This window comes from Demequina sp. NBRC 110052 (assembly GCF_002090075.1).
In the GTDB taxonomy this organism is placed as follows: Bacteria; Actinomycetota; Actinomycetes; order Actinomycetales; family Demequinaceae; genus Demequina.
In genome coordinates this window covers 689,708-703,331 of sequence record NZ_BBRI01000003.1, presented here as the reverse complement: position 1 = coordinate 703,331, position 13,624 = coordinate 689,708, and the positions used below count along the sequence as shown (strand labels likewise).

Annotated in this window: 10 protein-coding genes; 9 read left to right on the top strand and 1 reads right to left on the bottom strand. The window is 67.4% G+C overall.

Annotated features, from left to right (window positions below; all coding sequences use genetic code 11):
- Window positions 1-89: 89 nt before the first annotated feature.
- On the bottom strand, window positions 90-2,012 hold the full coding sequence (locus B7K21_RS10780; protein ID WP_084075418.1) for a DUF6541 family protein: 1,923 nt from the start codon (window positions 2,010-2,012) through the stop codon (window positions 90-92).
- A 194-nt stretch (window positions 2,013-2,206) separates the two neighbouring features.
- On the opposite strand from B7K21_RS10780, the gene glf reads away from it, so the two are divergent.
- From glf to B7K21_RS10735, 9 genes are all read left to right on the top strand, one after another.
- Window positions 2,207-3,367 (top strand): UDP-galactopyranose mutase, encoded by a 1,161-nt coding sequence (gene glf / locus B7K21_RS10775; RefSeq protein WP_084075417.1) that lies wholly within the window; start codon window positions 2,207-2,209, stop codon window positions 3,365-3,367.
- Window positions 3,368-3,371: 4 nt separating this feature from the next.
- Complete coding sequence (locus B7K21_RS10770) at window positions 3,372-5,372, top strand: glycosyltransferase (RefSeq protein WP_084075416.1); 2,001 nt, start codon at window positions 3,372-3,374, stop codon at window positions 5,370-5,372.
- Window positions 5,365-6,252 (top strand): ABC transporter permease, encoded by an 888-nt coding sequence (locus B7K21_RS10765; protein ID WP_084075415.1) that lies wholly within the window; start codon window positions 5,365-5,367, stop codon window positions 6,250-6,252. Before B7K21_RS10770 ends, B7K21_RS10765 begins: the two co-directional genes overlap by 8 nt.
- Window positions 6,252-6,977 (top strand): ABC transporter ATP-binding protein, encoded by a 726-nt coding sequence (locus tag B7K21_RS10760; RefSeq protein WP_084075414.1) that lies wholly within the window; start codon window positions 6,252-6,254, stop codon window positions 6,975-6,977. Before B7K21_RS10765 ends, B7K21_RS10760 begins: the two co-directional genes overlap by 1 nt.
- Window positions 6,978-6,980: 3 nt before the next feature.
- Entirely contained in the window at window positions 6,981-9,152 is a 2,172-nt protein-coding gene (locus B7K21_RS10755) for an acyltransferase family protein (RefSeq protein WP_084075413.1), read from the top strand.
- Window positions 9,153-9,232: 80 nt separating this feature from the next.
- Entirely contained in the window at window positions 9,233-10,240 is a 1,008-nt protein-coding gene (locus B7K21_RS10750) for a GDP-mannose 4,6-dehydratase (RefSeq protein WP_084075412.1), read from the top strand.
- On the top strand, window positions 10,237-11,169 hold the full coding sequence (locus B7K21_RS10745) for an NAD(P)-dependent oxidoreductase (protein ID WP_084075411.1): 933 nt from the start codon (window positions 10,237-10,239) through the stop codon (window positions 11,167-11,169). The genes B7K21_RS10750 and B7K21_RS10745 overlap by 4 nt, the downstream gene beginning before the upstream one ends.
- Before the next feature lie 262 nt (window positions 11,170-11,431).
- Window positions 11,432-12,562: a pyruvate dehydrogenase (acetyl-transferring) E1 component subunit alpha gene (pdhA, locus tag B7K21_RS10740; RefSeq protein ID WP_084075410.1), complete on the top strand. Its 1,131-nt coding sequence runs from the start codon at window positions 11,432-11,434 to the stop codon at window positions 12,560-12,562.
- Entirely contained in the window at window positions 12,559-13,617 is a 1,059-nt protein-coding gene (locus tag B7K21_RS10735; protein WP_084075409.1) for an alpha-ketoacid dehydrogenase subunit beta, read from the top strand. The genes pdhA and B7K21_RS10735 overlap by 4 nt, the downstream gene beginning before the upstream one ends.
- Window positions 13,618-13,624: the final 7 nt, after the last annotated feature.

Here is a 13,624-nt window from a genome sequence, read left to right as displayed (position 1 = left end):
ACTCCCTAGAAACGGTTGCAGACGGCGCGCGGCTCGGCTGTGCTCCGCGCGCGCGAGAGCAACCGAAACACTAACACGCAGCGGTGCGCCTAGTCCCCGCAGCCGACGATCGCGAACAGGCGCGCATCCTCGCCCTCCGAGTCGAGGAGCACGAGATGGTCTCCCGGCTCGAGATCGACAATGCCGTCCCAGTAGCTCGTCCGCGCGTTGTGCACGTCGCGCTCCCCGAAGTCGATGACGTAGCGGATGCCGGAGCGCTCGACGGCTGCGCACACCTCGGGATCCGAGTCGATGTCCGCGAGGTGGTGGTTGACGTAGTCCTCGTCCTCGGTGTGATGCGGGTAGATGTGATAGTCGACGACGACCACGTCGGCCCACAGGTCGATGAGGTTGGCGCCTGTACGGGGGCTTCCTGCGACCAGCGCGCCATCGTCGATCAGCGGGTCCGCGCGCTCGAGGAGCGCGCGCTCGTCCGTCGAGAGAAGTGCGGAGTCATCGCTGGTCGTGTAGGTCTGCTGGGTGCGCGCGACCGCGTCGTCGACGGAGCGGTCAGCGGCGATCGCCGCGAGCATCAGCACCGCTGCCACGACCCCGGCGAGCACCGGGCGCGCCGTGATGCGGGAGCCCTGAGCGTGCAGCCGTGCAAGCCACGCCTCGATCTCCGACCCGACCATCGCGATCGCCGGGATCGCGGCGGGACCCAGGAGCATCGCGAGCCGGAAGGGGTCCGAGTACCAGGGGTTGGTCAGCACATTGCGGACGATGCTCGAGGTGTCGACTCCCGCCGCGAGCAGGAAGAGCACCGTCGCGCCCGCGAAGGGGGCGAGGTACTCGAAGCGCGCCGGACGTCGGATCGCGAGCACGATCGACGACGCGAGCGCGAGACTGCCGAGCGATAGCAACGGCAGGTCTGATGGCGCGATCGTGAGGGCTTCGCCGAGCACGCGGGGAAGGCTCGCCCACGGCGGCCATCCCGAGGACTCGCGTGACGTGCGTGCGAGGAGCCACACGACCATGGACGCGAGGATCACACCCGAGGCGGTCGCGGCGGCGGCGATGATCGTCCTCCGCGAGCGGTCCGCGGCGATCCGTCGGCCGAGCTCCCAGAACAGGACCGGGGCGGCGAGCACCACCGCCGCGAGCAGCGAGTTGGGGTGCGCGACTCCCTGACCGCCGAGCATGAATGCGAGGAGGAGCGTCTCACGTGACCAGAGTCGGCCCCCTGGGCGGAGCGCCACGAAGAGCAGAGCGGCGGTGCCGCCTAGCATCGAGTAGCCGATGAGGTTCGGGTACAGCACGCCGAAGAAGAGCGGGATGTAGGGGAAGATACCCATGGTGACGCTGCCCACACCGGCCGCAATCGCGGCGCCCAGGCTCCTGGGAAAGAAGGCCACCGCCATCGCGAGCGCCGATGCGGGCCATATGAGGGCGCCGATCACGACGTTCGAGGCGTTGATGGCCTGCGGAACGCCGAGGCCTGAGAGCTGCGCGACGAGGGAGGTGAACGCGTGCCAGCCGTTCGGATAGAACGGCGCACCTGCCCGTGTGTTGATCGCGAACGCTGAGGCGTTGCCGGTCTCCCGGATGCCCTCGATCGCATTCAGGTGCACGACCGCGTCGAATGTCTGAGAGATGCTCTCGGGCGAGACGAACGCATCCATGAGTCGCCAGGCGAGGATGATGCCGGCCACGCCGACGGCCGCCAACGGCGCCCAGCCAGTCGCCTGCGAGAATGCCGGGCCGTCCGCCACCTGGGGGACGAAGCGTCGCAGGATGAGGCCGATGATCGCGAGCGCGACGGTGACGGCGAGCACAGGAAGCACCGACCACGGCACGCCCACGGCGCCCGCGATCACGGCGGAGATGGCGAGGATCGCGACGGACAGCGCAGGTGCGGCGAGCAGGTGAAGGGGAGCGACGCGGAACGATGCGAGCATCACCGCCAGGCCGGGCACGACCACGAGCACGACACCGATCGCCATCGCCGGCACGAGCGACCACCATTCAGCCATGCGTCCGCCTTCCTGAGTGCCCACAACCACGGTGCCCGCGCGGGAGGCGGCTCAAGCGTAACCGATGGGCTGCCTGCGGACATGCGCTCGCCCTGCGTGGCGACCACGGCCCTGGCACGTTCGAGACCCCGGGCTCGTTGTGCTGAGCGTGTAACCTTCTAGCAGTTCATTTCTCACCATTCGGGAGTTTCCTCTTGACCGACCTCATCGTTGTCGGCTCCGGATTCTTCGGCCTCACCGTCGCAGAGCGGATGGCCGAGGAGCACGGGCTGAACGTGCTGCTGATCGATCGCCGACCGCACCTGGGCGGCAACGCGTACAGCGAGCCCGAGCCCGAGACGGGCATCGAGGTGCACACCTACGGCACCCACCTGTTCCACACGTCGAATGAGCGCGTGTGGGAGTACGTCAATCGCTTCACGTCGTTCACGCCATACGTGCACAAGGTCTATACGACCCACAAGGGCGAGGTCTTCCCGATGCCCATCAACCTGGGCACCATCAACCAGTTCTTCCGCTCCGCGCATGGACCGGAGCAGGCACGCGCGCTCATCAGGGAGCAGGCAGCGGAGCTGGGAGGCAAGGATCCAGAGAACCTCGATGAGCAGGGCGTGAACCTCATCGGGCGCCCGCTGTATGAGGCCTTCATCAAGGGTTACACCGCGAAGCAGTGGCAGACCGATCCCAAGGAGCTCCCGGCCTCGATCATCTCGCGGCTGCCCGTGCGCTACACGTACGACAACCGCTACTTCAACGACAAGTACGAGGGCCTGCCCGTGGACGGCTACACCGCATGGCTCGAGCGCATGGCCGATCATCCCCGCATCGAGGTGCGGCTCGACACCGACTTCTTCGACGAGTCGCAGCCCATCAACAAGAAAGCCGTCGTCGGCAGGATTCCTGTGGTGTACACCGGCCCAGTGGATCGGTACTTCGACTACAGCGAGGGTGACCTGTCGTGGCGCACCATCGACTTCGAGCAGGAGGTCCTCCCCGTGGGCGACTTCCAGGGCACTCCCGTCATGAACTACGCGGACGAGGAGGTGCCCTACACGCGCATCCTCGAGTTCCGTCACCTGCACCCCGAACGCGACTACCCGACGGACAAGACCGTGGTCGTCAAGGAGTATTCGCGCTTCGCTGAGAAGGGCGACGAGCCCTACTACCCCGTGAACACGCCCGAGGACCGCGAGAAGCTCGCGGCGTACCGTGAGCTCATGGACGGCGAGCAGGACGTGTTCTTCGGAGGCCGCCTTGGCACCTATCAGTACCTCGACATGCACATGGCGATCGGCTCGGCGCTGTCGATGGTGGACAACAAGCTCGCGCCCCAGCTGAGCAAGAACGCGGGGTAGCGCCGTGCCGAAGACCAAGGCAAGCGCCGCCGCGCCCGCCGTCTCGCTCGACGGGTGGCGCGAAGTCCAGCGCATGGTGCTGCCGCGCGACTCTGATCGCGCGGCTCTCCCGCTGTACGTGGATGCGGCTCACGCGGGCGTGGTGGAGAACCCGTTCTTCACGCCCGGCTCGATCGTGGAGCCTCCCTACCAGCGACCGGCTGTGCACGCCTCTCACTCGGTGGTCGCAGGCCGCTACGCCCTCGCACTCCGCGCGGACGAGTCCGTCAGCCTCGGCACGTACTTCAATGCGTTCGCCGCCAGCTACTGGAAGGAATGGACGCGCGTCGGGTCCGTGCGCCTAATCGTCGAGACCGAGGGTCCTGGAGTCATCTCGGTGTTCCGCACGAACGCGCGCGGCGCCGCGCAGCGCCAGGACGGTGCCGCTGTGGAGGGCTCCGCGACGAGCGTCTTCGACCTCTCGCTGAGCAAGTTCGCCGACGGAGGCTGGTACTGGTTCGACGTTGCCGCCGGGCACGGCGAGTTCCGCGTCACGAGCGCCCGCTGGATGGTGGCGGACGATCTCGGACGCCGCGAGACGCGTCTGTCGCTCGCCATGACGACCATGAACAAGGTCGAGGACGTCATCGCGAACCTGGAGGTTCTCGCGTCAGAGGAGCGCGTGCGCGCGCGGCTCGACGAGCTCATCGTGGTCGACCAAGGTGGCGACAAGGTCGCGGACCACCCCGACTTCCCGAAGTGGAAGAAGGCGCTCGGCGATCAGCTCCGCATCGTCGAGCAGGGCAACATCGGCGGTTCGGGCGGCTTCTCGCGCGGCATGTACGAGACGGTCAAGGCCGGCCGCAGCGACTACGTGATGCTGATGGACGACGACATCGACATCGAGCCTGAGTCCATCCTCAGGATCCTGAGCTTCGCGGACCACACCGACACCCCGACGATGGTCGGCGGGCACATGTTCGACCGTCAGCAGCGCACCGTCCTTCACACGTACGGCGAGCGCGTCGAGCCGTGGCGGGTGCAGCCCGTGCCGGCGAACTCGCGCTACGTCAACGGGCACGACTTCGAGCTGTTCAACCTGCGCTCGACCCAGTGGATGCACCGCCGCGCCGACGTGGACTACAACGGCTGGTGGATGACCCTGATCCCGGTCGAGATCATCAAGGAGCTCGGTCTCTCGCTGCCTGTGTTCATCAAGTGGGACGACGCCGAGTACGGCCTCCGTGCCCGTGCGGCGGGCTATCCCACGGTGTCGCTGCCGGGCGCTGGCGTGTGGCACACGTCGTGGATCGACAAGGACGACCTCGTCGGCTGGCAGGCGTTCTATCACACGCGCAACCGACTGATCGTGGCGCTGCTGTACTCCGACTTCAAGCACGGCGGCGGCGCGCTGCGGGACGTGTTCGCGAACGACCTCAAGCACCTCTTCTCGATGCAGTACTACACGGTCGCGGGCCGCCACGCGGCGATCGAGAGTCTGCTCGAGGGCCCCGCCTCGCTCGCGCCGGAGATTGGCACGAGGCTTCCCGCGATTCGTGCGATGGCCAAGGGCTACAGCGACGCCGACTACCGCAAGGCGCCCTCGGACTACCCCGAGGTCGGTCGACACACCCCGCGCAACGCGGGCGACGGCGTCCCCCGTCCTGCCACGCGACTGCTCCCGCTCGTCGGCCTGCGGCTCGCCTGGAAGCACGCCTTCACCAAGGTCTCGGACTTCGACCGTTCTGCGCCCCGGTCCGCGGTCACGTTCCACGATGCGAAGTGGTGGGTGCTCACGAGCCTCGACAGCACGCTCGTGACGAATGCCGAGGGCAGTGGCTACGCGTGGCTGCTGCGAGACCGCGCACGGTTCCGCAAGCAGATGCGTGCGTCGGTGCGCCTTCAGCGCAGGGTCCGTCGCTCGTGGACGTCGCTGCGAGCCGCGTACCGAGGCTCGCTCAAGGACATCACGTCGTTCGAGTCGTGGGAGAAGATCTTCGCCGAGAACCCAGGGCGTGATGGCTGACGGTACCGCGGCCGTGCTGCCGTCAGGGATGACGGCGCCCGGGGGATCCGCGAGCCTGTTCGACATCGGTCGGCACCGGTATCTGCTCCGGCTGGTGGTGCGCAAGGAGATGCGCGTCCGCTATCAGGGCTCTCTGTTGGGTCTCGCATGGACGTATGTGAAGCCTGCGGTGCAGTTCGCGGTCTTCTACTTCGTGATGGGCACGTTTCTTGGGATGAGCGCGCGCATCTCGCCTTTCGCGGTGTTCCTGTTCTCGGGCATGGTGATCGTCAACCTCTTCACCGAGATCCTCACGAACTCGACGCGCTCCGTGACCGGCAACGCACCGCTGGTTCGCAAGATCTATCTCCCGCGGCAGCTGTTCCCGGTGTCCTCTGTGTTCGTCGCGCTCGCGCACTTCGCGCCGCAGGTCGTCATCCTCGTGCTGGGAGCGCTCGTGTCCGGCTGGACGCCGGATGTCGTGGGCCTCCTGGCCGGCCTCGCAGGAACCGCGATCGTCGTATGCCTCGCGCTCGGCGTCGGGCTCATCACGGCTGCCATCAACGTCGCGTTCCGCGACATCGAGAACATCACCGACCTGATCGCGATGGTCGCGGTGTGGTTCTCCCCGGTGCTGTACCCGTGGTCCTTCGTGCGCGATGCGTTCGTGGACTATCCGGCGCTGCTCAATCTGTACTTCGCGAATCCCCTGACGGTTGCGGTCGAGCTTTTCCACCGTGCCTTCTGGGCTGGGGCTGCTCAGCCTTTGGATCGCCCCGACGGCGTCCTGACGGATCTGTGGACGCATGCGGCCATCGCCGGCGCGGTGTCGGTGGTCGTCCTGCTCATCGGCGATTTCACGTTCCGTCGCATGTCCTACAAGTTCGCGCAGGAGCTGTGATGGAACCGAGCGTCATCGTCGACGGCGTCGTCAAGCGCTTCCGCATCCGCCACGTACGTTCCCTCAAAGAGATCGCCTCGCGCGCGATCCGCGGCAAGTCGGAGGAGCGCAACGAGTTCACCGCGCTGCACGACATCTCGTTCGAGATTCCGCCGGGCCAGATCGTCGGCCTGATCGGGTTCAACGGATCGGGCAAGTCCACCCTGTTGAAGTGCATCTCGGGCGTGCTCACGCCCGACGAGGGCATGGTCGGCCTGCGCGGGCGCGTGGCGGGGCTGATCGAGGTCGGTGCGGGTTTCCACCCGGACCTCACCGGGCGCGAGAACGTGTATCTCAATGGGGCAATCCTCGGCATGTCCAAGGAGGAGATCGACGCGGCTTTCGACTCCATCGTGGAGTTCTCGGAGATCCCCGAGTTCATCGACACCGAGGTCAAGTTCTACTCGTCGGGCATGTTCCTCCGCCTCGCGTTCTCTGTGGCGGTGCATACCGATCCCGACATCTTCCTCGTCGACGAGATCCTCGCGGTGGGCGACGAGCCCTTCCAGCGCAAGTGCCTGGCGCGCATCCGCGAGTTGCACGACTCCGGCAAGACCCTCCTCATCGTCAGCCACGACCTCGACATGATCGCCAAGCTATGCGAGCGTGCGATTCTGCTCGAGCACGGTCGGATCGTCGTCGACGGCGACGCTTCGGAGGTCGTGGCCCGCCTCAGGGCGCAGTAGGCAGTGGCAGCGGCGGAGACCGCAGGAACGACGCGCACGCGCTTCCGCGGTGACATTCAGGGTCTGCGCACGGTCGCGGTCCTGCTCGTCGTGGCGTACCACCTCACTGGAATGCCCTCCGGCGGCTTCATCGGGGTGGACGTGTTCTTCGTGATCTCTGGCTTCCTCATTGGCGGCGCGCTGTTCCGCCAGTTCGATTCCGAGGGGCGAATAGGGCTCAAGGCGTTCTACTGGCGCCGGCTATGGCGTCTGGGTCCCGCATCGCTGGCAGCCATCGTTGCAACGGTCGGAATGTCCTTCTGGCTGATGTCCACTGCCCGCGCGCACGAGACCTTGGTCGATGCGGGTTGGACGTTGCTGCTTGTCGCCAACCTGCGCTTCGCGCTTCAGGGCGTGGACTACTCGAACGTGGGGGCGGCTGATAGCCCGCTGCTGCATTTCTGGTCGCTCGCAGTCGAAGAGCAGTTCTACATCATCGCTCCGCTCGCCATCATGGGGGCGGCGCTGCTGGCGCCTCGTGTCATGAAGGATGTGGCGCGCCGGCGCGTCGGAGTGGTGCTGGTCGTGCTGGTGCTCCTCGGCGCGTCCGCGTGGATGACGCTCGCGAACCCTGGCCACGCATACTTCTCACTCGCGGCGCGAGCATGGGAGCTCGCTGTGGGTGTCTTCGCTGCTCTGCTCGTGAGCGTCTCGACCGAGCGAATCGACCGCCTTCGAGTCGATATCGCCTATGTTGGCCTGGCCCTGATTGCATTCAGCGGCCTGTGGGTGTCGGAGTCGGTCGGATTCCCGTTCCCGTGGGCGATCCCTGCGGTGCTCGGCTCTGCGTTGGTGGTCTGGTCCGGGGCGCGAGGCGCCGGACCGGCAGTGCTCGACAATGCGCCGATGCGATATCTCGGGGATCGTTCGTTCGCCATTTACCTGTGGCACTTCCCCGCGATCGCGATGGTGCAGCAGTTCAGGCTCGACAACCGTGTGATCAACTGGGTCGCGGCGCTCGTCCTGACGTTCGCGGCGACCGAGCTCTCGTACCGCCTGGTGGAGAAGCCGCTTCGAGCGATCGGGCACGGCGAGCGTCCGCGGTGGAATTGGTCGCGACGTGAGGCATGGACGAACGTCATGAGCGCGAGCGCCGTCGTCGGCGCTGTCGGTGCGCTCGTGTTTGCGGTGGTGGTGCGTCCCCTTCCGCAACCACCTGCCGACGAGGTCTCGGCGATTTCGGAGACGAACGCTCCGACGGCGCCAGCGGAGCCAGCTGCTGCGGTAAGCCCGTTCGCCGACCTGTGGGCGGAGCCGATGGGACCGGCGGAGCGCGAGCGCGTCGCTCAGATCGAGCAGGCACTTGCCTCCACGTCTTGGGACGACCGCGAAGGAGTCATCGAGTCGGCGGCATACGTGGATAACTACCCTGAGTGCCTCGGTGAGTGGGGCGTGGCCGGCGCGGCCGCACAGATCGCCGATGAGCGGTGCTGGTTCGGCGACCCCGAGGGCGATCGCACGATCTACGTGGCTGGCGACTCGAACGCGCTATCGTTCGTGCCCGCCGTCGTGGCAGCGTATCCAGACGCCCAGGTGCGCGCGCTCACCATTGGCCAGTGCCCGCTCATCGCCATCGGCACCGCGACGTTCGCGCACGATCGCGACCCTGCGCTGTGCGCCGAAGCTTCACAGGCGTTCATGGACGAGTTGGAGCGGGTGCATCCTGACGCGGTCGTACTGGTGACGGCGTCAAGCACCATGTGGCGCCTTGCCTCGGGTGCGACCGGTGGAGCTGCGGAGGCCGAATGGACCGAGGCTTTCCGCACCACGCTGAGCGAACTCGCGACCTTCACTGAGGACGTGATCGTCCTGGATTCGCTTCGTTCATCCGTACCGATCGATGAGTGTGCGTGGACGTTCTCCCGCCCGTCTGACTGCTTCGCTACGCTCGGCGGCGTGCAGGTCGAGGTGCCGCGAGTCCAGCGCGCCGTTGTGGACGAGCTCGCTCTCGACAATGTCCACTACCCCCAGACGCTCCAGTGGTATTGCGACGCGGAAGGCCGTTGCCCAGCGGCGATCGATGGTGTCGCGGTGGTCGTCGACACTGAGCATCTCACCGAAGGTGGAGCTCGCGCGCTAGGCCCACTGCTGGCGGAGCGCGTGCCGCTCGACCGGTCAGCCGCCGCGGCGTCCTGAGCGGGAGTCAGCCGCCGGGCGCCGCTCGCCTCGACTAGGCTACGACCAGTATCCGACACGAATCCCGAGGAGTCACAGCTTTGTCCGAGTCGCCCAAGTCAGCCCTTGTCACCGGCATCACCGGCCAGGATGGCTGCCACATCGCGGAGCTGCTGCATGAGAAGGGCTATGAGGTCCACGGCCTGATCCGCGGGCAGAACAACCCCCGCAAGGCCGCGGTCGAGGCGGAGTTCCCGTTCGTGAACCTGATCGAGGGCGACCTGACGGACCCCGCGGCGCTGATGCGTGCGATGGACATCGCGAACCCCGACGAGGTCTACAACCTGGGTGCGATCTCCCACGTGGGCTACTCGTTCAAGAACCCGACCTTGACCGCGGACGTGACCGGCAAGGGCGTGCTGAACGTGCTCGAGGCTGTCCGCGCCACGGGTCGCGCGGAGTCGACGAAGGTGTATCAGGCGTCGACGTCGGAGATGTTCGGCGGACTGGACTACAACCGTCCGGGCGCCGGGTACAACGAGGACTCGCTGTTCCACCCGCGCAGCCCCTATGGCGTGGCGAAGCTGTACGGCCACTGGATCGCCAAGAACTATCGCGAGTCCTACGGCATGTTCGTCTCGTGCGGCATCCTGTTCAACCACGAGGGCGAGCGGCGCGGCAAGGAGTTCGTGACGCGCAAGATCACGGACGCGGTCGCGCGCATCCACCTGGGGCTGCAGGACCACATCGAGCTGGGCGATCTGTGGCCCAAGCGCGATTGGGGCTATGCGGGCGACTATGTGCGTGGCATGTGGCAGATGCTGCAGCACGACACCGCAGATGACTTCGTGCTCGCGACGGGTGAGACGCACTCGATCGAGGAGTTCCTGCAGCTCGCGTTCGCTGAGATCGGCATCGACGACTGGCGTCCGTATGTGAAGCAGAACCCGGCGTTCATGCGCCCGGCCGAGGTGGACATCCTGCTGGGTGACCCCACAAAGGCGGAGAAGGTGCTGGGCTGGGAGCGCAAGGTTGACTTCCCTGGGCTGGTGAAGCTGATGGTCGCGCACGACCTCGAGCAGCAGCGCGCGGGTCTGCCGTCGGCATGAGCCAGCGTCCGCTCCGGTCCGTGATCGTGACGGGCGTGGACGGCTTCGTCGGCCGTCACGTCGCGGCGCTCGCGAAGGCGAGCGGTGTCGACGTGCACGGTGTGGGTCGCGCGGAGCGGCTCGACCCCGATGTCGAGTCCAGCGTCGCGAGTTATGTGAGCGTCGACCTGACGCAGGCGTGGCCCGAGTTTGCTGAGGCTGACGGGATCATCCATCTGGCAGGCCTCGCGGCGGTGGGCCCGTCGTTCGGGCAGCCGCAGCGCTACATCGAGGCGAACTCGTCGATGGTGACGTTGATGTGCGAGTCGCTCCTGAGTTCTGGCTACGAGGGAAGCCTCGTGACGATCTCCTCTGGGGCCGTCTACGCTCCGTCGTCGAGTCCGCTCTCCGAGGACTCGCCGGTGGCTGCGGCGTCGCCTTATGCGGTGAGCAAGCTGCTGGTCGAGAACCAGATGGAGTACTACGGTCGACGCGGGCTCCGCACGGTCGTCGCGCGCCCGTTCAATCACATCGGGCCGGGGCAGCGCGCGGGTTTCCTCGTCCCTGACCTCTACGGTCGGCTGTCCACTCTCCCCGCGGGCGAGGCGCTCTCCGTGGGCAACCTCTCGACGCGTCGCGACTACCTGGACGTGCGCGACGTGGCTCGCGCCTATCTGACGCTCGCCGCCGCGCCGCGCTGGGATCACGCGGTGTACAACGTCGCCTCGGGCGCCTCGCTCGCGGGCACCGAGATCCTCGCCGCTCTCGCGGATGCGATGGGACGTGGGGTGCCGGAGCTGGTGACGGATGCGGCGAGCGTCCGCCCCACCGACGCCTCGACGGTGACGGGCTCCGCGGACCGTTTGCGCGCCGAGTTCGGGTGGCTTCCTGAGCACACGGTGCGGGAGTCGATTGCGGACTTCGTCGTCGCCCACGAGGCCGACGCCTGAGCCGTTCCGAAGTGACGGCCAGTGCCGCCACGTCCGCTTCGTTCGCCCCGAAACACGTGAACTGACCGTCACTTCGGCAAGGCTGCTGAGTGAAGCAGTTGCTCAGGCGTTGACTACGCACCGGGCACTCTCTGCACCCCTGCATGTCGGGCCCCCGACATGCCCGACGCTGCGGCATGTCTTGCAACCTACGGAACCGTAGCCTACGCTTGCGTAAGTTAGCGCGCGGGGATCCCGTGCGCCCGGACCGACAGGAGGCAGCGTGGACAGGCACGGACCGCTGAGCGACGACGGACTGGTGACCTTGCTCGACAGGCACGGCGAGAGGCTCGCCGATCCCGACTGGGAGCCGTACGTCGAGCACCTCACCGCAGAGGACCTCCGCGGCTTCTGGCGCGACATGACGATGACGCGCGCCTTCGACATGGAGGCGACGAGCCTTCAGCGCCAGGGTGAGCTCGGCCTGTGGGTGCCCGCGCTGGGCCAGGAGGCCGCGCAGATCGGCTCGGGCCGCGCGATCCGCGAGCCCGACTACGTCTTCCCCAGTTACCGCGAGCACGGCGTCGCGTTCACGCGCGGAGTCGACCTGCCGCAGATCCTCACGTTGTTCCGTGGGCTCGAGCACGGCTCATGGGATCCGGCGGCGCACTCGTTCCACCTGTACACGCTCGTGATCGGCGCGCACTCGCTGCACGCCACGGGCTACGCGATGGCGATGGACAGGGACGGCTTGGTCGCCTCCGGCAACCCCGACGCGGACGGCGCTGTCGTCTGCTACTACGGCGACGGCGCGACCAGCCAAGGCGACGTCAACGAAGCGCACATCTTCGCGGCCGTCAACGACGCCCCGATCGTGTTCTTCGTGCAGAACAACCAGTTCGCGATCTCCGAGCCGACCACGCGCCAGGCCAAGGTGCCGCTCGCGCGCCGCGCCGACGGCGTCGGCATCCCGTCGGTGCGCGTGGACGGCAACGACGTCCTCGCCTCGTACGCCGTCACGCAGTGGGCCTTGAAGCACGCGCGCTCGGGCGCAGGGCCGGTGCTCATCGAGGCGTTCACGTATCGCATGGGCGCCCACACCACGTCGGACGACCCCACGCGCTACCGCACGCGCGCCGACGAGGAGCACTGGGCGCAGCGCGACCCGATCGCACGCCTCGAGGCGTACCTCCTCAAGCACGGCGAACTGTCCGACGAGTTCCGCGCCGAAGTCGAGGCGGAGGCGAAGGCGCTGGGCAAGCGCACCCGCGAGGCCGTCAAGAGCTGGGAGCGTCCGCCGCTGCTCACCATGTTCGACCACGTGTACGCCGAGCCCCACCAGCAGGTGGAAGCCGAGCGCGCATGGTTCGATCGATACCAGAGGTCCTTCACCGACGAGGGGGCGCACGCATGACCGAGACCCAGCACCGCGCGTCGGGCACGACCGCGCCCGCGCCCGAGTCCACCATCAAGACCATGACCATGGCCGGCGCCATCAACGCCGGGCTCCGCGCCGCGATGGAGCGCGACCCCAAGGTGCTGCTCATGGGCGAGGACATCGGTGCCCTGGGCGGCGTGTTCCGCGTCACCGACGGCCTCCACAAGGACTTCGGCGACGCGCGCGTCATGGACACCCCGCTCGCCGAGTCCGGCATCGTCGGCACCGCGATCGGCATGTCCATGCGCGGCTACCGCCCTGTGGTCGAGATCCAGTTCGACGGCTTCATCTTCCCCGCGTTCAACCAGATCACCACGCAGCTGGCGAAGATGCACTACCGCTCGCATGGGCGCATCGAGGTGCCGGTCGTGATCCGCGTGCCGTTCGCTGGCGGCATCGGCGCGGTCGAGCACCACTCCGAGAGCATCGAGGCGCTGTTCGCGCACACCGCCGGCCTGCGCCTGGTGAGCCCTGCGAATCCGCAGGACGCCTACGACATGATCCAGCAGTCGATCTTCTCGCCCGACCCGGTGCTGTTCCTCGAGCCCAAGGCCCGCTACTGGGACAAGGGCGACGTGGACACCGCGGCAGTCCGCACGCGGCTGGACGGCGCGACGGCGACGGCGGACCTGGGCCGTGCCCGCATTGCCCGGACGGGCAGCGACGTCACGCTCGTGGCTTATGGCCCCACGATGCGCACCGCGATGCAGGCCGCCGAGGTGGCGGCGAGCGAGGGCACGAGCGTCGAGGTCGTCGACCTGCGCTCGATCTCGCCCCTGGACTTCACCACCGTGATCCGTTCCGCCAAGCGCACGGGCCGCGTCGTCGTCGTGCACGAGGCGCCCACGCTGCACGGCGTAGGGGCCGAGATCGCGGCGCGCGTCTCTGAGGAGGCCTTCTACCACCTCCACGCGCCCGTCCTGAGGGTGGGCGGATTCCACACGCCCTACCCTGGGGCCAAGTTCGAACACGACTACCTGCCGACTCTCGATCGCGTCCTCGACGCCGTCGACCGCGTCGCCAAGCACTAGGGGAGCG

What these genes read in the sequence shown, in the direction of transcription:
- B7K21_RS10760 (WP_084075414.1), top strand. Translation starts at nt 6,252, where the DNA reads ATGGAACCGAGCGTCATCGTCGACGGCGTCGTCAAGCGCTTCCGCATC.
- B7K21_RS10765 (WP_084075415.1), top strand. Translation starts at nt 5,365, where the DNA reads ATGGCTGACGGTACCGCGGCCGTGCTGCCGTCAGGGATGACGGCGCCC.
- B7K21_RS10745 (WP_084075411.1), top strand. Translation starts at nt 10,237, where the DNA reads ATGAGCCAGCGTCCGCTCCGGTCCGTGATCGTGACGGGCGTGGACGGC.
- B7K21_RS10735 (WP_084075409.1), top strand. Translation starts at nt 12,559, where the DNA reads ATGACCGAGACCCAGCACCGCGCGTCGGGCACGACCGCGCCCGCGCCC.
- B7K21_RS10780 (WP_084075418.1), bottom strand. Translation starts at nt 2,012, where the DNA reads ATGGCTGAATGGTGGTCGCTCGTGCCGGCGATGGCGATCGGTGTCGTG.